The 19,891-nt window shown below is 57.0% G+C and carries 20 protein-coding genes and 1 other RNA gene; 6 read left to right on the plus strand and 15 right to left on the minus strand.

The features are described 5' to 3' along the window. Nucleotide 1: 1 nt before the first annotated feature. Both L2Y28_RS17925 and L2Y28_RS17930 read left to right on the plus strand, forming a co-directional pair. Nucleotides 2-604 (plus strand): DsbA family protein, encoded by a 603-nt coding sequence (locus L2Y28_RS17925; RefSeq protein ID WP_022649312.1) that lies wholly within the window; start codon nt 2-4, stop codon nt 602-604. Then, nucleotides 594-1,094: a protein disulfide oxidoreductase gene (locus L2Y28_RS17930; RefSeq protein WP_032622379.1), complete on the plus strand. Its 501-nt coding sequence runs from the start codon at nt 594-596 to the stop codon at nt 1,092-1,094. Before L2Y28_RS17925 ends, L2Y28_RS17930 begins: the two co-directional genes overlap by 11 nt. Nucleotides 1,095-1,096: 2 nt before the next feature. Here L2Y28_RS17930 and L2Y28_RS17935 read toward each other — a convergent pair whose 3' ends face one another. The 8 genes from L2Y28_RS17935 to L2Y28_RS17970 all read right to left on the minus strand — a co-directional run bounded on the left by L2Y28_RS17935 (nt 1,097) and on the right by L2Y28_RS17970 (nt 11,130). Then, the gene (locus tag L2Y28_RS17935; RefSeq protein WP_022649314.1) at nt 1,097-1,840 is read right to left on the minus strand and encodes an SDR family oxidoreductase; all 744 of its coding nucleotides are present in this window, start codon (nt 1,838-1,840) and stop codon (nt 1,097-1,099) included. Between the two features lie 70 nt (nt 1,841-1,910). After that, entirely contained in the window at nt 1,911-4,784 is a 2,874-nt protein-coding gene (gcvP, locus tag L2Y28_RS17940; protein WP_022649315.1) for an aminomethyl-transferring glycine dehydrogenase, read from the minus strand. A 127-nt stretch (nt 4,785-4,911) separates the two neighbouring features. After that, entirely contained in the window at nt 4,912-5,301 is a 390-nt protein-coding gene (gene gcvH / locus L2Y28_RS17945) for a glycine cleavage system protein GcvH (RefSeq protein WP_006811885.1), read from the minus strand. A gap of 23 nt (nt 5,302-5,324) precedes the next feature. Beyond that, on the minus strand, nt 5,325-6,419 hold the full coding sequence (gene gcvT / locus L2Y28_RS17950; protein ID WP_022649316.1) for a glycine cleavage system aminomethyltransferase GcvT: 1,095 nt from the start codon (nt 6,417-6,419) through the stop codon (nt 5,325-5,327). Nucleotides 6,420-6,816: 397 nt separating this feature from the next. Next, entirely contained in the window at nt 6,817-8,019 is a 1,203-nt protein-coding gene (gene ubiI, locus L2Y28_RS17955; RefSeq protein ID WP_022649317.1) for an FAD-dependent 2-octaprenylphenol hydroxylase, read from the minus strand. A gap of 12 nt (nt 8,020-8,031) precedes the next feature. Further along, on the minus strand, nt 8,032-9,210 hold the full coding sequence (gene ubiH / locus L2Y28_RS17960; RefSeq protein ID WP_022649318.1) for a 2-octaprenyl-6-methoxyphenyl hydroxylase: 1,179 nt from the start codon (nt 9,208-9,210) through the stop codon (nt 8,032-8,034). After that, nucleotides 9,207-10,520 (minus strand): Xaa-Pro aminopeptidase, encoded by a 1,314-nt coding sequence (pepP, locus tag L2Y28_RS17965; protein WP_087878253.1) that lies wholly within the window; start codon nt 10,518-10,520, stop codon nt 9,207-9,209. The genes ubiH and pepP overlap by 4 nt, the downstream gene beginning before the upstream one ends. A 31-nt stretch (nt 10,521-10,551) precedes the next feature. After that, complete coding sequence (locus L2Y28_RS17970; RefSeq protein ID WP_003860099.1) at nt 10,552-11,130, minus strand: YecA family protein; 579 nt, start codon at nt 11,128-11,130, stop codon at nt 10,552-10,554. A gap of 167 nt (nt 11,131-11,297) precedes the next feature. Between L2Y28_RS17970 and zapA the strand changes: the two genes are divergently transcribed. From zapA to L2Y28_RS17985, 3 genes are all read left to right on the plus strand, one after another. After that, on the plus strand, nt 11,298-11,627 hold the full coding sequence (gene zapA, locus L2Y28_RS17975) for a cell division protein ZapA (RefSeq protein WP_003860096.1): 330 nt from the start codon (nt 11,298-11,300) through the stop codon (nt 11,625-11,627). A 41-nt stretch (nt 11,628-11,668) separates the two neighbouring features. Further along, nucleotides 11,669-11,852, plus strand: a non-coding RNA gene (gene ssrS, locus L2Y28_RS17980) — 6S RNA. 24 nt (nt 11,853-11,876) lie between these two features. Next, entirely contained in the window at nt 11,877-12,473 is a 597-nt protein-coding gene (locus L2Y28_RS17985; protein ID WP_022649320.1) for a 5-formyltetrahydrofolate cyclo-ligase, read from the plus strand. Nucleotides 12,474-12,507: 34 nt separating this feature from the next. On the opposite strand, the gene L2Y28_RS17990 is transcribed toward L2Y28_RS17985, so the two are convergent. From L2Y28_RS17990 to rpiA, 3 genes are all read right to left on the minus strand, one after another. Next, nucleotides 12,508-12,867: a hypothetical protein gene (locus L2Y28_RS17990; RefSeq protein ID WP_126510663.1), complete on the minus strand. Its 360-nt coding sequence runs from the start codon at nt 12,865-12,867 to the stop codon at nt 12,508-12,510. A 14-nt stretch (nt 12,868-12,881) separates the two neighbouring features. Next, nucleotides 12,882-14,114 (minus strand): phosphoglycerate dehydrogenase, encoded by a 1,233-nt coding sequence (serA, locus tag L2Y28_RS17995; RefSeq protein WP_022649321.1) that lies wholly within the window; start codon nt 14,112-14,114, stop codon nt 12,882-12,884. 265 nt (nt 14,115-14,379) lie between these two features. After that, nucleotides 14,380-15,039 (minus strand): ribose-5-phosphate isomerase RpiA, encoded by a 660-nt coding sequence (gene rpiA, locus L2Y28_RS18000; RefSeq protein WP_022649322.1) that lies wholly within the window; start codon nt 15,037-15,039, stop codon nt 14,380-14,382. Nucleotides 15,040-15,166: 127 nt separating this feature from the next. Between rpiA and argP the strand changes: the two genes are divergently transcribed. After that, the gene (gene argP, locus L2Y28_RS18005) at nt 15,167-16,060 is read left to right on the plus strand and encodes a DNA-binding transcriptional regulator ArgP (RefSeq protein WP_003860089.1); all 894 of its coding nucleotides are present in this window, start codon (nt 15,167-15,169) and stop codon (nt 16,058-16,060) included. 42 nt (nt 16,061-16,102) lie between these two features. Here argP and L2Y28_RS18010 read toward each other — a convergent pair whose 3' ends face one another. From L2Y28_RS18010 to fbaA, 4 genes are all read right to left on the minus strand, one after another. After that, entirely contained in the window at nt 16,103-16,825 is a 723-nt protein-coding gene (locus L2Y28_RS18010; protein ID WP_022649323.1) for an oxidative stress defense protein, read from the minus strand. A gap of 92 nt (nt 16,826-16,917) precedes the next feature. Further along, nucleotides 16,918-17,553 (minus strand): arginine exporter ArgO, encoded by a 636-nt coding sequence (gene argO, locus L2Y28_RS18015; protein ID WP_022649324.1) that lies wholly within the window; start codon nt 17,551-17,553, stop codon nt 16,918-16,920. 143 nt (nt 17,554-17,696) lie between these two features. Further along, on the minus strand, nt 17,697-18,551 hold the full coding sequence (locus L2Y28_RS18020; RefSeq protein ID WP_022649325.1) for a small-conductance mechanosensitive channel MscS: 855 nt from the start codon (nt 18,549-18,551) through the stop codon (nt 17,697-17,699). A 188-nt stretch (nt 18,552-18,739) separates the two neighbouring features. Then, nucleotides 18,740-19,819, minus strand: a complete 1,080-nt coding sequence (fbaA, locus tag L2Y28_RS18025; RefSeq protein WP_017692704.1) for a class II fructose-bisphosphate aldolase — start codon at nt 19,817-19,819, stop codon at nt 18,740-18,742. Between the last annotated feature and the right edge of the window lie 72 nt (nt 19,820-19,891).

Below are 19,891 nucleotides of genomic sequence, written 5' to 3' on the forward strand. Positions count from 1 at the left end.
CATGAGAGCCTTTGTTGCCTTACTACTGCTGTCGTTATCAACGTTCGGTTTCGCCGCACCGTCAGATGACGCTTCCAACGACCAGCTGGCAAAACTGCTGTTTAACGACCCCAACAGCCCGCGAACCGGCGCGACATCGCCGAAGCTCACCATCGTCTCCTTCACAGACTACAACTGCCCGTATTGCAAGCAGTTCGACCCAATGCTGGAGAAAATCGTGCACGATAATCCCGACGTGCAGCTCATCATCAAACTGCTGCCGTTCAAGGGACAAAGCTCGGTAAATGCCGCGAAAGCGGCGCTCTCAACGTGGCAGCAGGCGCCGGATCAATTCTGGGCACTACACCAGCGGCTGATGATGAAAAAGGGCTATCACGATGACGCCAGCATCGCCGCCGCACAGGTGAAGACCGGGACGGACAGCATTAAAACCGATGATAAAACTATGGACAGCGTAAAGATGAACCTGATCCTGGCGCAGGTGCTGAATATTCAGGGCACCCCGGCGACCATCATCGGTGACCAGATGGTGGCGGGCGCAATCCCGTATGACGATCTGGAGGGGCTGGTCAAAGAACAGCTGGCAAACGCCCGTGGCAAGTAAGCTTCCGCGCCTGCTGCGCGAGCTGGCCGTGTGGCTGCTGATTGGCGTAGCCGTGAGCCTGGCGGTGGACTATTTCCGCCAGCCCGCGCTGCCGCAGAATTTCTCCGCGACGGCACTGCACACCCTCGACGGCCAGCCCGTCGATCTTATCGCCATGAGTAAGGAGCGACCGCTGCTGGTCTACGTCTGGGCGACATGGTGCGGCGTCTGCCGCTACACCACGCCGTCGGTGGCAGCGATTGCCGCGGACGGGGGTAACGTGATGTCGGTTGCGCTGCGCTCGGGCGATAACGCGACGCTCGAAACATGGATGAGAAAGAAGAAGGCGATGATGCCCACGGTCAACGACGCCAGCGGAGAACTGGCGCGTAGGTGGGACGTTCAGGTGACGCCAACGCTTGTGGTGATCTCTCACGGTGAAGTGAAGTCGATCACCACCGGCTGGACCAGCGGCTGGGGAATGCGCCTGCGGCTGTGGCTGGCGTCGTAGCGTTACTTCCCGCCAGCCAGCTCCAGGAAGCTACCGGTGACATAGGAGGCTTTGTCGCTCAGCAGCCAGGTAATGGCCTGGGCGACCTCCTCCGGCTGACCGCCACGCTGCATCGGTAACAGCGACTTCACCCGATCCACACGCCCCGGCTCGCCGCCGGAGGCGTGAATATCGGTATAAATCAGGCCTGGCCGCACGCAGTTAACGCGAATGCCCTGCGCCGCCACCTCCAGCGCGAGGCCGGTGGTGAGGGAATCCACCGCCCCTTTGGAGGCAGCATAATCCACATACTCCCCCGGTGCGCCCAGTCGTGAGGCCGCCGAGGAGACATTCACAATCGCGCCGCCCTTGCCGCCGTGTTTATGCGACATGCGCTTCACCGCCTCACGGCAGCAGAGAAAATAGCCAGTGACGTTGGTGGACAGCACGCGGTTAATACGTTCAGCTGAGAGGTTTTCGATGGAGGATTGTTCAAACAAAATCCCGGCGTTGTTCACCAGCGCGGCGAGCGGCTCACCTTCGCGATCGATGCTGTCGAACATCGCCATCACCTGCGATTCATCGCTGATATCCGCGCGCACGGCAAAGGCCTTACCGCCCGCGTCCACGATCTGATTAATGACCTCTGTCGCGGCTTTGATGTTGTGATGAAAATTCACCGCAACGGTGTAGCCTTCGCTTGCCAGCTGTAGCGCGGTGGCTTTACCAATACCCCGGCTGGCGCCGGTGACCAATGCAATTGCCATTCTTTTCTCCCAATAAAAAAGCCGGGTGGCGGCTTCGCCTTACCCGGCCTACGTTACTACAGGAACAACGTTACTGGTATTCGCTCATCGGTACGCAGGAGCAGAACAGGTTACGGTCGCCGTAAACATCATCAAGACGTTTCACGGTTGGCCAGTATTTGTTTGCTACACCTGCCGGGAAGACAGCCAGCTCGCGGGTATAACCGTGGTTCCACTCTGCCACCAGTTCGTTCTGGGTATGCGGCGCGTTAACCAGGGGGTTATCTTCCAGCGTCCATTCCCCGCCTTTCACGCGGTCGATTTCGCTGCGGATCGCCAGCATGGCGTCGATAAAGCGATCCAGCTCCACCTTGCTTTCAGACTCGGTCGGCTCAACCATCAGCGTACCCGCTACCGGGAACGACATGGTTGGCGCGTGGAAGCCGTAGTCGATCAGACGCTTGGCGATATCCAGCTCGCTGATGCCCGTCTCTTCTTTCAGAGGACGAATATCGAGGATGCATTCGTGCGCCACGCGACCATCGCGGCCGGTGTAGAGCACCGGATAGGCGTCTTTCAGACGTGTTGCGATGTAGTTGGCGTTGAGGATCGCCACCTGGCTGGCCTGCTTGAGCCCTTCCGCGCCCATCATGCGGATGTACATCCAGCTGATTGGCAGGATAGAGGCGCTGCCGAACGGTGCCGCGGAGACCGCGCCCTGACGGGTCAGCATGCCTTCAATCTGCACCACGCTATGGCCTGGCACAAACGGTGCCAGGTGCGCTTTGACGCCGATTGGGCCCATGCCCGGGCCGCCGCCGCCGTGCGGAATGCAGAACGTTTTATGCAGGTTGAGGTGCGACACGTCCGCGCCAATAAAGCCCGGAGAGGTAATGCCCACCTGGGCGTTCATGTTCGCGCCGTCGAGGTAAACCTGGCCGCCGAACTGATGCACCACTTCACATACTTCACGGATCGTTTCTTCGTACACGCCGTGGGTGGACGGGTAGGTCACCATGATGCAGGAGAGTTTGTCGCCTGCCTGCTCGGCTTTCGCGCGCAGGTCGGCCAGATCGATGTTGCCGTTTTTGTCGCACGCCACAACCACCACTTCCATTCCTGCCATCTGGGCAGAAGCCGGGTTGGTACCGTGGGCAGAGCTTGGGATCAGACAGATATCGCGGTGGCCTTCGTTGCGGCTTTCGTGATAGTGACGGATCGCCAGCAGACCGGCGTATTCACCCTGCGCACCGGAGTTCGGCTGCATGCAGAGCGCGTCGTACCCGGTCAGCTTCACCAGCCAGTCGGAGAGCTGGTTGATCATCATGTGATAACCTTCCGCCTGCTCAGCCGGGCAGAACGGGTGCAGCTCGGAGAATTCAGGCCAGGTGATTGGGATCATCTCAGCCGCGGCGTTCAGCTTCATGGTGCAGGAGCCCAGCGGGATCATCGCCTGGTTCAGCGCCAGATCTTTACGTTCCAGAGAGTGCATGTAACGCATCATCTCGGTTTCGCTGTGATAGCGGTTGAACACCGGGTGAGTCAGGATCGCGTCGTCGCGCAGCATGCTTTCCTGAATGGAGCGGCTGTCGAGCGCAACCTCTTTGTCGAGCGTATCAACGTCCAGACCCTGTGCGTCACCCAGCAATACGTTGAACAGGGTCAGGATATCGTCACGGGTGGTGCTTTCGTCCAGCGTAATACCGACCGCATTGTGAATGTCGCTGCGCAGGTTGATTTGTGCTGCCTCGGCGCGCGCCAGCACGGCCGCTTTGTCTGCCACCTCGACGCACAGGGTGTCGAAGTAGTGCTCATGACGCAGTCTGAGACCTTTCTGTTGCAGACCGCAGGCCAGGATATCGGCCAGACGGTGGATGCGGCTGGCAATGCGTTTCAGACCTGCCGGACCGTGGAACACCGCGTATAAGCTGGCAATGTTAGCCAGCAGCACCTGCGAGGTACAGATGTTGGAGTTCGCTTTCTCGCGGCGGATATGCTGCTCGCGGGTCTGCATCGCCATGCGCAGCGCGGTGTTACCGGCGGCATCTTTCGATACGCCGATAATACGGCCTGGCATGGAACGTTTAAATTCATCTTTCGCGCCAAAGAACGCCGCGTGCGGGCCGCCGTAGCCCATCGGCACGCCGAAGCGTTGCGCTGAGCCGAAGACAATATCCGCGCCCTGTTTACCCGGCGCCGTCAGCAGCACCAGCGCCATAAAATCTGCGGAGACGCTAACAATAACCTTACGGGATTTGAGCTCGGCGATCAGCGCGCTGTAATCATGCACTTCCCCGGTGGTGCCCACCTGCTGTAACAGCACGCCGAAGACGTCCTGGTGATCCAGCACTTTGTCAGCGTCGTCGACAATCACCTCAAAGCCGAAGGTTTCCGCACGGGTGCGCACCACGTCCAGCGTCTGGGGATGCACGTCCGCCGCGACGAAGAAGCGGTTGGCGTTTTTCAGCTTGCTCACGCGCTTCGCCATCGCCATCGCTTCAGCGGCGGCAGTGGCTTCATCCAGCAGCGAGGCAGAGGCGATATCCATACCGGTCAGATCCAGCGTCACCTGCTGGAAGTTCAGCAGCGCTTCCAGACGGCCCTGGGAGACTTCTGGCTGATACGGGGTGTAAGCGGTGTACCAGCCCGGGTTTTCCAGCATGTTACGCAGGATCACCGGCGGTAACTGCACGTTGGTGTAGCCCATGCCGATGTAAGACTTATAGCGCTTGTTAAGGCCGGCGATGGCCTTCAGCTCCGCCAGCGCGGCGAACTCCGTCGTGGACTCGCCTACCTGCGGCGGTGTGGCAAGCTGGATGTCTTTTGGCACGATCTGGCCGATCAGTGCGTTTAATGAATCCGCGCCAACTGTCTTCAGCATCTCCTGCTGTTGCTGAGCATCCGGCCCAATGTGACGTTCAATGAAGGCGCCACGGTTTTCAAGCTGGCTTAAAGTCTGTGTCATGAGCGATGGTTCCTGAAACGTGCAGTGAATCGTAATTATCTGTAACGCTGTTGCCCGGTGGCGCTAACGCTTACCGGGCCTACGTAGATCTGTAGGCCGGATAAGCGCAGCGCCATCCGGCACAACGTTATTCGTCTTCCAGTAGTGCTTCGTACGCGGTCGCATCCAGCAGCGCGGCAACCTGCGCTTCGTCGCTGGCTTTGATCTTAAAGATCCAGCCGCCTTCATAAGGCTCGCTGTTCACCAGCTCCGGGGAGTCGCTCAGCGCGTCGTTCACGGCAACAATTTCACCGCTCACCGGAGCGTAGATGTCAGAGGCCGCTTTAACGGATTCCGCCACCGCACAGTCGTCGCCTGCGCTCACGGTTGCGCCCACTTCCGGCAGGTCAACAAACACCATGTCGCCCAGCAGTTCCTGCGCGTGCTCGGTGATCCCAACGGTGTAAGTGCCGTCCGCCTCTTTGCGCAGCCACTCGTGTTCTTTGCTGTATTTCAGTTCTGCTGGCACATTGCTCATTGAAGTTCTCCTGATAAAAATAGTTAGGCGACCGGCTTACCGGCGCGAACAAAAATCGGTTTGGTCACGTTGACCGGCATTTCGCGGTTGCGGATCTGCACCACCGCCGTTTCGCCAATCCCCGCTGGCACGCGTGCCAGTGCAATACTGTAGCCGAGCGTCGGGGAGAACGTTCCGCTGGTGATCACGCCTTCGCGATGATTGCCATCAGCATCGGTGAAGCGCACCGGCAGCTCGCCGCGCAGAACGCCTTTTTCTTTCATCACCAGGCCAACCAGCTGTTCAGTGCCCTTCTCGCGCTGCATCTCCAGCGCTTCACGGCCAATAAAATCACGGTCAGCCGGTTCCCACGCGATGGTCCAGCCCATGTTGGCCGCCAGCGGTGAGACGCCTTCGTCCATCTCCTGACCGTAGAGGTTCATCCCCGCTTCCAGACGCAGCGTATCGCGCGCGCCCAGGCCCGCAGGCTTCACACCCGCCTCCACCAGCGCACGCCAGAAATCGGCGGCCTTTTCGTTTGGCATTGCAATTTCGTAGCCCGCTTCACCGGTGTAGCCGGTGGTGGCGATAAACAGATCCCCCGCCTGCACGCCGAAGAACGGCTTCATGCCTTCGGTTGCTTTGCGCTGCTCGTCGCTGAACAGAGACGCGGATTTCGCCTGGGCGTTTGGCCCCTGCACCGCAATCAGCGACAGATCGTCACGAACGGTGATGTCGATGGCGTAAGGTTCAGCGTGTTGGGAAATCCAGGAGAGGTCTTTTTCGCGGGTGGCGGAGTTTACAACGAGGCGGAAGAAATCTTCGGTGAAGTAGTAGACGATGAGGTCGTCAATCACACCGCCAGAGGCATTAAGCATGCCGGTATAGAGCGCTTTGCCCGACGTTTTTAGTTTGGCGACGTCGTTTGCCAACAGATAACGCAAAAACTCCCGGGTGCGGCTTCCGCGCAGGTCGACAATCGTCATATGAGACACGTCGAACATACCGGCATCGGTGCGCACCGCGTGGTGCTCATCAATCTGCGAGCCGTAGTGCAGCGGCATCATCCAGCCGTGGAAGTCCACCATGCGGGCGCCGCATAACACGTGCTGTTCGTACAAAGGAGTCTGTTGAGCCATCTTTTCCTCGTTGAAAAATTCACCGTGAAACCCGGTGTCGACCTCGCGATCGAGGGCCGACGCAAACGTTCTCTTTTACCTGAACTTACCACCGAAACCGGCGGTTAACCATAAGGTAAAACGGGTCATCACATTAGCTTATGACCAAAAATCGCTGAAAAGCCTACAGAGTTATTCACTGGTAAAATGCGATTAAACCCGCATAAAATTAACATCGAGCTAACAGGATTTAGCAGATGGTGATATTTCGTGCGGAAAAACGGGCCGAATTTCCGTAACATAAAAATAGTAAGATTAGATTTTCTAATGCGAAAAATGACGTGAAATTAGATTATTTCAAACGAGGAGATTTCCCCGGCGCGAAGGCCGGGAAAATAAAGTGTGACGGGGATCGAGATTAACGTAACCAGTCGGGAAGATCGTTAAGGCCCATTGCCTGACGAAGAAGCTGCGGTTTGACGCCGGGAAGGGTGTCGGCCAGTTTGAGGCCGATATCGCGCAGCAGTTTTTTCGCCGGGTTCGCTCCGGCAAATAGCTCGCGGAAGCCCTGCATACCCGCCAGCATCATCGCCGCACTGTGTTTGCGGCTGCGCTCGTAGCGACGCAGATACAGATGCTGACCAATATCTTTACCTTCCCGATGCAGACGACGCAGCTCTTCAACCAGCTCGGCCGCGTCCATAAAGCCGAGGTTCACCCCCTGCCCGGCCAGCGGATGAATCGTATGCGCCGCATCCCCCACCAACGCCAGACGGTGCGCCGCAAACTGACGCGCGTAGCGACCGGTTAACGGAAACGCCTGGCGTTCGCTTTCAAGCGTGCACAGGCCCAGACGGTTATCAAACGCCACGCATAGCGCCTGATTAAAGGCGTCCGGCGTCGCCTCCTGCATCTGCTGCGCTTTCTCCGGCTCTAAAGACCAGACGATGGAGCAGAGATGCGGATCGGCAAGCGGCAGGAAGGCCAGAATGCCATCATTGTGGAAAATCTGGCGCGCCACGCCGCCATGCGGCTCTTCGGTGCGGATTGTGGCAACCAGGGCGTGATGACGGTAATCCCAGAAGGTCAGCGGAATATCCGCTTTGTTACGCAGCCAGGAATTGGCGCCGTCGGCACCCACTACCAGCCGCGCGGTCAGCATGTCGCCGCTTTCAAGAGTGATAAACGCGTCGTTTTCGCCCCATGCCACCTGCTGAAGTTTCGCCGGTGCGATCAGCGTGACGTCGCTGCACTGCTGCGCTTTTTGCCACAGCGCGTGGTGGATCACCGCGTTTTCAACGATGTGCCCAAGGTGGCTGTAGCCCATGCTTTCATCGTCAAACGCGATATGGCCGAAGCTGTCTTTATCCCACACTTCCATGCCATGGTAACAGCTGGCACGCAGCGCCACGATTTCAGACCAGACGCCAAGGTGCGTCAGTAGCTTTTCGCTGGCGGCATTGATCGCCGAGACGCGCAGCTCCGGCGGTGCATCCTGCGCCACAGGCTGCGGCGCATTTTGCTCAAGCACCGCCACGCGCAGGCCGCTGCCCTGTAAACCACAGGCCAGCGCCAGTCCTACCATTCCGCCGCCGACAATGGCGACATCAACATTTTGCACGGTGATTACTCCTTAACGCGCGACCCAACCCAGGGTCCGCTGCGCCAGCACGTCACGTGCCGGAATGAACAGTTCCATCGCCATCAGCCCAAGGTTGCGACCCGCAACCAGCGGTGCCCAGCGATTGGCAAACAGGTGGACTAAACCGTCGGTAACGCCAATGGTCGCCGCTTTGTCCGCCTGACGTCGTTTCTGGTAATGGCTAAGCACTGAGTATGCGCCACAATCCTGTTGTTCGCTCCACGTCTGCGCCAGTAGCTCAGCCAGGCTCATCACGTCGCGCAGGCCAAGGTTAAAGCCTTGCCCGGCGATGGGGTGCAGCGTCTGCGCGGCGTTGCCGACCAGAGCGACGCGATGGGAGACAGTCTGCGATGCGGTCGTCAGCGCGAGCGGATAGGCCACGCGTTTTCCGGCCTGGGTGATACGCCCAAGCCGCCAGCCGAAGGCTTTTTGCAGCTCGGAACTAAAACGTTCGTCGGACCAGGAGAGAACCTCATCGGCCCGGTCCTGCGCATGGCACCACACCAGCGAGCAGCGCCCGTTCGACATCGGCAGCATGGCCAGCGGGCCGTGCTCCGTGAAGCGCTCAAATGCCCTGCCGTTATGCGCGCCAGCCGTAGAGACGTTAGCGATGACCGCCACCTGCCCATAGGGTTCAGAGCGCAATTCGACGCCGCACTGCGTGGCGATCGCGGAGCGTGAACCATCCGCCGCCACCAGCAGTTCCCCCTCCAGCGTGGTGCCGTTGTCCAGCGTCACGCTGACGGCTTCGTCACGGCGGTTAAAGCTGGCGACGCGCGCCGGACAGTGCAGCGTGACGCCAGGCGCGTCCTGTAAAAGACGGAACAGCCGCAGCCCTACGTCATGCAACTCGACAACCTGCCCCAGCGCCTCGATCCGGTAATCGTGGGCATCCAGCGTCACAAACCCGGCGTGCCCGCGATCGCTGACGTGAACGGTGCCGATCGCCGTTGCGCAATCCGCTATCGCCTGCCAGATCCCAATACGCGCAAGCTGCTGACAGGTTCCCTGCGCCAGCGCGATAGCGCGGGCGTCGAAACCGGGATGATCGGTCGCCTGCGGCGCGACCGCCTCAACCAGATGCACCGGAAGCTGGCCTTGGGTTAACTGCGAAATAGCCAGCGCCAGAGTAGCGCCGGTCATGCCTCCGCCAACAATGATTACGCTCATCCGCGTGCCGCCGCCATCAGCGCCTCGATGTCGTCGGCTTTTTTCACCACGGTCGCGGTCAGGTTTTCGTTACCGGTTTCGGTGATGACGATGTCATCTTCAATACGAATGCCGATCCCGCGGTACTGTTCCGGCACGTCGGCATCCGGCGCGATGTACAGCCCCGGCTCAACGGTCAGCACCATGCCAGGCTCCAGCACGCGCGAACGTTCCGGACCGTATGCCCCCACGTCATGCACATCCAGCCCCAGCCAGTGGCTCAGGCCATGCATAAAGTACGGGCGATGGGCGTTTTCGGTTATAAGGGTGTCCACATCGCCTTTCAGAATGCCAACCTTCACCAGCCCGGTAATCATGATGCGCACCACCTCGCCCGTAACCTCCTGGATGGAGGTGCCAGGGCGGAACAGCGTCAGCGCGGTCTCCAGAGACTCAAGCACGATGTCATAGATTTCACGCTGCGCTGGGGTGAATTTACCGTTCACCGGGAAGGTACGGGTGATGTCGCCCGCGTAACCCTGATATTCACAGCCGGCGTCAATCAGCACCAGATCGCCGTCGCGCAGTGCACTTTCGTTTTCGGTGTAGTGCAGAATGCAGCCGTTTTCCCCGCCGCCTACGATGGTGTTATAGGACGGGAAGCGCGCGCCGTGACGGTTAAATTCATGGTGAATTTCCCCTTCAAGCTGGTACTCGAACATACCGGGACGGCACTTTTCCATGGCGCGGGTATGCGCCAGGGCGCTGATTTCGCCCGCGCGGCGCATCACGTTCAGCTCTTCTTCAGACTTAAACAGGCGCATCTCATGCACCACCGGTCGCCAGTCTGTCAGGGTTGCGGGTGCAGACAAATTCTGACGTGAGCCTTTACGCAGCTTATCCAGCGCAGTGAAAACAATCTCATCCGCATACGCGTATTCACCCTGCGCGTGGTACAGCACGTCCAGGCCGTTGAGCAGTTGATAGAGCTGCTGGTTGATTTCGCTGTAGGCCAGCGCGCGATCCACGCCCAGTTTTCCCGGCGCCGCCTCCTGACCTAAGCGGCGGCCAAACCAGATTTCCGCGGTCAGATCGCGCACGCGGTTGAAAATCACGCTGTGGTTGTGGGTGTCATTGCTTTTAATCAGCACCAGTACCGCTTCCGGCTCGTTAAACCCGGTGAAGTACCAGAAATCACTGCTCTGGCGATAGGGGTATTCGCTGTCGGCGCTGCGCGTCACTTCCGGCGCGGCGAAAATCAGGGCAGCGCTTCCCGGCTGCATTTTTGCCAGCAGCGCCTGACGACGGCGAGAATACTCTTGACTGGAGATAACCATGACACCCTCCTGTGCGTTATTTTTCTTAGTGTAATGTTGGCTTGCGAACTTCCGGCGCGGTCGGCTGCGAGCGCGTAAAGTTGTCGTGGCACAGCAGAGACGCCACGCGCACGTACTCGATGATCTCTTCGAGAGACATCTCCAGCTCTTCCTGGTCTTCGTCTTCATCGTAGCCGAGCTGGGCGATGTTACGCAGATCGTCGATCGCTTCACCCGCTTCGCCGGTCACTTTATCCAGTTTAGGCTGGGTTACGCCCAGGCCAAGCAGATAGTGGTTTACCCAACCCGCAAGCGCATCAGCGCGATCGAAGACGCTGACATCGTCGCCTTCAGGCAGATAAAGCTGAAAAAGAAAGCCATCGTCTTCCAGGGAATCGCTGGTTGCGGCGTGCATTTTACGCAGCGCTTCCGCCAGTTCGTGGCCAAACGCCAGCCCTTCGTTGGTGAGGTCGTGGATCAGCGGCTGCCATGAGCTGTCGCTGTTTCCGCCGCACAGTATGCCGCTGATCAGACCGTGCATTTCGGCAGGGGTTAGACCGACTCCCTGCTGGTTCAGTAACTGGTTTAAATCCTTGTAACCAGGCATTTCGTTCTGTATAGACATACGCATTCGTCATCAAAGGGAGGATATTCATGATATGCTACCACTTTGGACCCTGGTGATACCAGAAAAGGGCTTGTATCTTCACATCAGGGTAGCTATAGTGTCGCCCCTTCGCAGCCCCCGGGGCAGTAAGCGAAGGCAGCGCAGTCAATCAGCAGGAAGGTGGCATGTCTGCACAACCCGTCGATCTCCAGATTTTTGGCCGTTCACTGCGAGTGAATTGTCCGCCTGAACAAAGGGATGCTTTGAATCAGGCTGCGGACGATTTGAATCAGCGGTTGCAAGATCTAAAAGAACGCACTAGAGTCACAAATACTGAGCAGCTGGTTTTCATCGCCGCGTTGAACATCAGCTATGAACTGACTCAGGAAAAAGCGAAGACCCGCGATTACGCGGCAAGCATGGAGCAGCGCATTAAAATGCTCCAGCAGACCATTGAACAGGCATTGCTTGATCAAGGTCGCAGTCCTGAAAGACCGGGACCAAAGTTTGAATAACACTTCTCAGTTGACTATGGTAGAGTAACTGTGAAGACAAAATTTCTCTGAGATGTTTGCAAGCGGGCCAGTCCCCTGAGCCGATATTTCATACCACAAGAATGTGGCGCTCCATGGTTGGTGAGCATGCTCGGTCCGTCCGAGAAGCCTTAAAACTATGACGACACATTCACCTTGAACCAAGGGTTCAAGGGTTACAGCCTGCGGCGGCATCTCGGAGATTCCCTCTCTCTTCTTCTACCAACTACCATGACTCAATTCCCTGAAGTTTCTGCTTCACGCCAGGATATCCGTCAGCTCATTCGCCAGCGTCGTCGTGCCTTAAGCGCCGAACAACAGGCACAGTTTGCCCAGCAGGCCGCCGCCCGTATGATGGCCTATCCGCCTGTGGTGATGGCAAACACCGTCGCCTTGTTTCTTTCGTTTGATGGTGAGCTGGATACCCAACCGCTTATCGACCAGCTCTGGCGCGCCGGGAAAAAAGTTTATCTGCCGGTGCTGCATCCCTTTAGCCGGGGCAATCTGCTGTTTCTGCACTACCATCCGCACAGCGAGCTGGTGGTGAATCGTCTGAAAATCACCGAACCCAAACTCGACGTGCGCGATGTGCTGCCGCTATCTGAACTGGATGTGCTGATTACGCCGCTGGTGGCGTTTGACGAGCAGGGACAGCGCCTGGGAATGGGCGGTGGTTTTTACGACAGAACGCTACAAAACTGGCAGCAGTACGGATTGCAGCCGGTGGGCTATGCGCATGATTGTCAGGGCGTGGAGGCATTACCCGTAGAGAAATGGGATGTGCCGTTACCGGCGGTGGTGACGCCCAGTAAAACCTGGACCTGGTAGAACAAAGCCGGGTGGCGGCTACGCCTTACCCGGCCTACATAAATCCTCGAACTTTGTAGGTCGGGTAAGCGTAAGCGCCACCCGATACACAGACCGCACGACCGTTGTAGGTCGGGTAAGCGTGAGCGCCACCCGACACACAGACCGCACGAACATTGTAGGTCGGGTAAGCGTAAGCGCCACCCGATACACAGACCGCACGAACATTGTAGGTCGGGTAAGCGTAAGCGCCACCCGATACACAGACCGCACGAACATTGTAAGTCGGGTAAGCGTAAGCGCCACCCGATACACAGACCGCACGAGCATTGTAGGTCGGGTAAGCGTGAGCGCCACCCGACACACAGACCGCACGAACATTGTAGGTCGGGTAAGCGTAAGCGCCACCCGACACCACAGACCGCACTATCAGTACAGCAGACGCGCGCGAATCGTCCCCGGAATGGCCTTCATGCTCTGCAATGCTTTCTCAGCAATGTCTTCATCCGCTTCAATATCAATCACCACATAACCCATCTGCGCGTTCGTTTGCAGATACTGCGCGGCAATGTTGACGCCCTGTTCGGCAAAGATCTGGTTGATAGCAGTCAGCACGCCCGGACGGTTTTCGTGAATGTGCAGCAGACGACGCCCGCCGTGTAGCGGCAGAGACACTTCCGGGAAGTTCACCGCAGAGAGCGTTGAACCGTTGTCGGAATATTTGCTCAGCTTGCCCGCCACTTCCAGGCCGATATTCTCCTGCGCTTCCTGAGTAGAACCCCCGATATGCGGCGTCAGGATCACGTTGTCGAACTCGCACAGCGGAGAGGTGAACGGATCGCTGTTGGTGGCCGGTTCCGTCGGGAACACGTCAATCGCCGCACCCGCCAGATGCTTACGCTTCAGCGCATCGCACAGCGCAGGAATATCGACTACTGTACCGCGCGCGGCGTTGATCAGCAGTGAGCCCGGCTTCATCAGCGCCAGCTCTTCCGCTCCCATCATGTTTTTTGTGGACGCATTTTCCGGCACGTGCAGGCTGACCACGTCGCTCATGTTCAGCAGGTCAGAAAGATGCTGCACCTGCGTCGCGTTACCCAGCGGCAGTTTGTTTTCGATATCGTAGAAAAACACGTGCATGCCAAGGGATTCCGCCAGAATACCAAGCTGCGTACCGATGTGGCCGTAACCAATAATCCCGAGTTTTTTACCACGCGCTTCGTAGGAGCCCGCGGCCAGCTTATTCCACACGCCGCGGTGCGCTTTGGCGTTAGCTTCCGGAATACCGCGAAGGAGTAGCAGCAGCTCGCCAATCACCAGCTCCGCCACGGAACGGGTGTTGGAGAACGGGGCGTTAAAAACCGGGATACCGCGTTTTGCGGCGGCATTCAGATCAACCTGATTGGTACCGATACAGAAACAGCCAATCGCCACCAGCTTTTCCGCCGCAGCAATAACGTCTTCAGTCAGTTGGGTACGGGATCGCAGGCCAATGAAATGGGCATCACGGATGGACGCTTTCAGCTCTTCAGTATCCAGCGCGCCTTTGTGAAATTCGATGTTGGTGTAACCTGCAGCGCGAAGGCTATCGAGCGCTTTCTGGTGCACGCCTTCAACCAGCAGGAATTTAATCTTGTCTTTCTCCAGTGATACCTTTGCCATTTACCCGACCCTGTTTTTATCTGAACTGATGTTGTGCTGGATATAAATCCCGTGCAGCCAACATATCAAAAAAAACTATTGCAGCAATATGAACGTTTGCGTCGGCACTCTGAAGAAAAGTCATACAAAGCAAAATGACAGAGGAAAATGCTATGGAAATTTACAAACGCGGAAGGATCGGCAAAAGAGGCGGAAAAACGTGACACAAGTCACCGAATTTAGCTTTTCAAAATTTTTTAGCGGGGGGAGCGCTCCCCCCGTCAGATCATTTTACGATGGTTTTTACACCGTCAGCCGTGCCGATCAGCGCCACGTCCGCGCCACGGTTGGCAAATAACCCTACGGTCACGACGCCCGGAATGCCGTTGATCGCATTTTCCAGCGCAATGGCATCGAGGATCTCAAGGCCGTGAACGTCGAGGATCACGTTGCCGTTGTCGGTCACCACACCCTGACGGTATTCCGGACGACCACCCAGCTTCACCAGTTGACGTGCCACGGCACTGCGCGCCATCGGGATCACTTCGACCGGCAGCGGGAAACTCCCCAGAATGTCGACCTGCTTGGAGGCGTCCGCGATGCAGATGAACTTATCCGCCACGGAGGCAATGATTTTTTCGCGGGTCAGCGCCGCGCCACCGCCTTTGATCATCTGCATGTGGCCGTTGATTTCATCCGCGCCATCAACGTAAATGCCCAGACGGTCCACTTCGTTGAGGTCGAAAACAGTGATGCCGAGGCTTTTCAGCTTTTCCGTGGAAGCATCGGAGCTCGAAACCGCGCCCTCGATTTGCCCCTTCATCGTGCCCAGCGCATCGATAAAGTGCGCCGCCGTCGATCCCGTACCAACACCGACAATGGTACCCGGCTGTACGTACTGGAGAGCGGCCCATCCTACTGCTTTTTTCAGTTCATCCTGCGTCATGATCGTTTTGCCTGTGGTGTGAAAACTCAGGGCGCATTATAGAACACGTCGAATGGATTTCGTCTGCCACGAAGGGAAAATTGTGTCATAGTGCAGATTAAGCAAAATTAAGGAGTCAGCCAGAGCAATGAAACGTCCGGACTACAGAACACTACAGGCACTTGATGCAGTTATTCGTGAACGCGGTTTTGAGCGCGCGGCGCAAAAGCTGTGCATCACCCAGTCCGCCGTATCACAGCGTATCAAACAGCTTGAAAACATGTTCGGGCAGCCGCTGCTGGTGCGTACCGTACCGCCGCGTCCAACGGAGCAAGGACAAAAGCTCCTCGCCCTGCTACGTCAGGTTGAACTGCTGGAAGATGAGTGGCTGGGCGATGAACAGACCGGCTCCACGCCGCTGCTGCTGTCGCTGGCGGTGAACGCCGACAGTCTGGCAACCTGGCTGCTGCCGGCCCTTGCGCCGGTGCTGGCCGACTCCCCTATCCGCCTGAATCTCCAGGTTGAAGATGAAACCCGCACCCAGGAACGTCTGCGTCGCGGCGAAGTGGTTGGTGCCGTCAGTATTCAGCCTCAGGCGCTGCCAAGCTGTCTGGTGGATCAGTTGGGCGCGCTGGATTACCTCTTCGTCGGTTCAAAAGCCTTTGCCGAGCGCTATTTCCCGAACGGTGTGACCCGCGCCGCGCTGCTAAAAGCCCCTGCCGTCGCGTTCGACCATCTGGACGATATGCATCAGGCCTTCCTGCAGCAAAACTTCGATCTGCCGCCGGGCAGCGTGCCGTGTCATATCGTTAACTCGTCCGAAGCCTTCGTGCAGCTTGCACGTCAGGGAACCACCTGCTGCATGATCCCGCATCTGCAGATTGAGAAAGAGTTGAAAAGCGGTGAGCTGATTGATTTAACTCCGGGGCTGTATCAGCGCCGGATGCTGTACTGGCACCGTTTTGCGCCGGAAAGCCGCATGATGCGCAACGTCACCGACGCGCTGCTGGCGTTTGGGCATAAGGTGTTAAGACAGGATTGAAAAACAAGCCGGGTGGCGGCTTCGCCTTACCCGGCCTACGGGTTACTGAGCTGGCTTTTCAGTCGGCTCCAGCTGGAACACCACATCAACCTGATCGTCGAACTGAATGGTTGGCTGCTCGTAGGTTTCCTGAGCAGAAACCGGCGCGGCGTCCGCTTTCATCATCCGCACCATCGGGCTTGGCTGGTAGTTTGAAACGTGGTAACGCACGCTGTAAACCGGACCGAGCTTGCTCTTGAAGCCGGATGCCAGCTGCTGCGCCTGATGAATGGCATCATCAATCGCCGCTTTACGCGCTTCGTCTTTATACTTCTCCGGTTGCGCAACGCCCAGCGAGACGGAGCGAATTTCGTTCAGCCCTGCCTTCAGCGCACCATCCAGCAATCCGTTGAGCTTATCAAGCTGGCGCACGGTCACTTCTACAGTACGCACGGCGCGATAGCCTTTCAGGATGCTTTTGCCGTTCTGGTAATCGTAATCCGGTTGAGTACGCAGGTTCGCAGAGCTGATGTCTTTTTTCGCGACACCGTTCTGTTCCAGGAAAGAGAGGTATTGCGCAACACGATCGTCTGCCTGTTTCTTGGCGGAAGCAGCATCTTTCGCCGCCACGTTCACTTCAATTGCCAGGGTTGCAACATCCGGTACCGCATCCACGCTTGCCGTACCTGAAGTGACAATGTGCGGGCCATTTGGCAGTTCATTCGCCTGCACCGACACCGCACCTAAACTTACTAATGCCGCCAGGGCCATCACCTTAAACTTCACTGTCATTCCTCCATGTTGCGAAGAGTGCCCTGTTAACAGGGCTCATGCCAGCAAGCTTAGCGGGTCTTGTTCAGATGTCCATAAGACAACGCTTAGTTGAACAATCCCTGTACGTGATGAATGCCCTCTTTCGCCAGCTGGAAGGCAATAAACCACATCACCAGCCCCACCAGGGTATTGATAATGCGCTGCGCTTTGGCGGTACGCAGTCGTGGCGCCAGCCACGCCGCCAGGATCGCAAGACCAAAGAACCAGAGGAAGGAGGCGCTGACCGTACCGAGCGCAAACCAGCGCTTGGGCTCAATGTCCAGCTGTCCGCCCAGGCTGCCGAGCACCACGAACGTATCAAGATAAACGTGCGGGTTAAGCCATGTCACGGCGAGCATGGTGACGATAATCTTCCAGCGCCCTTGCTTCATCACTTCGGCGCTCGCCAGCTCAAGATTGCTGCTCATGGCCGTTTTCAGGGCGCCAAACCCGTACCACAGCAGAAACGCTACGCCGCCCCAGGTAACCAGTGCCAGCAGCCACGGCGACTGCATCAACAGGGCGCTGCCGCCAAAAATCCCGGCGCAAATCAACAGCAGATCGCTCACCGCGCACAGCAAGGCAATCATCAGATGGTACTGACGGCGGATGCCCTGATTCATCACGAACGCATTTTGTGGACCAAGGGGAAGGATCATGGCCGCACCTAACGCAAGCCCTTGAAAATAGTAAGATAACATAACGTAATTCTCGCAGAGTTGTCCTGGGGCAGACTATACTGCGGGAACGACATTAGAGGAAATGGATAATATTAATTGGGGATTAGCGAGGCTAATAAAAGAAAAGCCCGGTGTCGCTGATGCTTACCGGGCCTACGGAGACGTTACTCTGCTTCTTTGACTTTTTTGACGTTTACGTCCATCTGCGGGTACGGGAAGCTGATGCCGTTAGCATCGAAGTCACGCTTAATGCGCTCCAGCACATCCCAGTATACGTTTTGCAGATCGCTGCTTTTGCTCCAGATGCGCACCACAAAATTAATGGATGATGCGCCCAGTTCATTCAGACGAACGGTCTGCTCGCGGTCCTTCAGAATACGGTCATCTGAAGCAATGATGTTGGTAATCAGAGACTTCACCTGATCGATATCGGAATCGTACGCCACGCTGATGATCAGCTCGTTACGACGCACCGGCTCGCGGGAGAAGTTAATGATATTGCCGGCAATGATTTTCCCGTTCGGTACCACCACAATACGACCGTCGACAGTACGCAGAGTGGTAGAGAAAATCTGTACCTGCAACACGGTACCCGCGATCCCGCCTAAATCCACGTATTCACCGGAACGGAACGGACGGAAGGTTACCAGCAGTACGCCCGCCGCCAGGTTCGACAGCGAACCCTGTAATGCCAGACCAATGGCCAGACCGGCAGCACCGAGCACAGCGATGACGGATGCCGTCTGCACGCCGACACGCCCCAGCGCCGCAATCAGCGTAAAGGCGATGATGCCGTAACGCACCAGCGCGGAGAGGAAATCGGCGACCGTGGCGTCAATGTGACGTGCAACCATCACCCGGTTGACCGCGTTCGATACGATACGCGCCACGATCATCCCGACAATGATGATGGCAATAGCGGCAACAATATTCACAGCGTAGCTCAGCAGTAGCGCCTGGTTGCGCACCAGCCAGTTACCCGCGTGATTGATGCTGTCTACAACATCAAGTTGTTCCATTTATTCTTCCTTTTGCTAAACCAAAACACAAAATCTATCCCTTAAGGGGACAGGCAGGTCAGTAAAGGGTAAACAAAAAGAGCGGGTAATGCCAAACAGATCACAAAATCAGGTATTGCAGGATATTGAAAAAGCATAAAAAAAGGCCCGCATTTGCGGGCCTTCTGATGTGCTGTCAGCAGTACAAATTACAGAACGTCAACCGCGTTCAGTTCTTTGAAAGCCTGCTCCAGACGAGTAATCATAGAAGTCTGGGCAGCGCGCAGCCATACGCGTGGATCGTAGTATTTCTTGTTCGGCTGGTCTTCGCCTTTCGGGTTGCCCAGCTGACCTTGCAGGTAAGCTTCGTTGGTTTTGTAGTATTGCAGGATACCGTCCCAGGTTGCCCACTGGGTGTCGGTATCGATGTTCATTTTCACTACGCCGTAGCTTACGGAATCTTTGATTTCCTGAGCAGAAGAACCGGAACCGCCGTGGAAGACGAAGTTCAGGCTGTTGTGCGGCAGGTTGTGTTTCTTAGACACATATTCCTGAGAATCACGCAGGATGGTCGGGGTCAGAACCACGTTACCTGGCTTGTACACGCCGTGCACGTTACCGAAGGATGCTGCGATGGTGAAGCGTGGGCTGATTTTGCTCAGCTCGGTGTAAGCGTAATCAACGTCTTCTGGCTGAGTGTACAGAGCAGAAGCGTCCATGTGGCTGTTGTCCACACCGTCTTCTTCACCGCCGGTGCAACCCAGTTCGATTTCCAGGGTCATGCCCATTTTGGACATACGCGCCAGGTACTTAGAGCAGATCTCGATGTTTTCTTCCAGAGACTCTTCGGACAGGTCGATCATGTGAGAAGAGAACAGTGGCTTACCGGTTGCTGCGAAGTGTTTTTCACCTGCGTCCAGCAGACCGTCGATCCATGGCAGCAGTTTTTTCGCGCAGTGGTCAGTGTGCAGGATAACCGGAACACCGTAGTGCTCAGCCATCTGGTGAACATGATGTGCGCCAGAGATAGCACCCAGGATAGCAGCGCCCTGAGGAACGTCAGTTTTCACGCCTTTACCTGCGATGAACGCAGCGCCGCCGTTAGAGAACTGAACGATAACCGGTGCTTTAACTTTTGCAGCGGTTTCCAGTACGGCATTGATGGAGTCGGTACCTACGCAGTTAACTGCTGGCAGAGCGAAGTTGTTTTCTTTAGCTACCTGGAACACTTTCTGTACGTCATCACCAGTGATAACGCCAGGTTTTACGAAATCAAAAATTTTAGACATGTTGCTTAGTCCTGTATCTTCGGCCGTTAGAAAAGGTGCGAGCTCTGTTAAGCGCGCTGAAAATTGGGCAGG

The sequence above is a fragment of the Enterobacter sp. JH25 genome, from assembly GCF_021725435.1.
Classification (GTDB): Bacteria; Pseudomonadota; Gammaproteobacteria; order Enterobacterales; family Enterobacteriaceae; genus Enterobacter; species Enterobacter intestinihominis.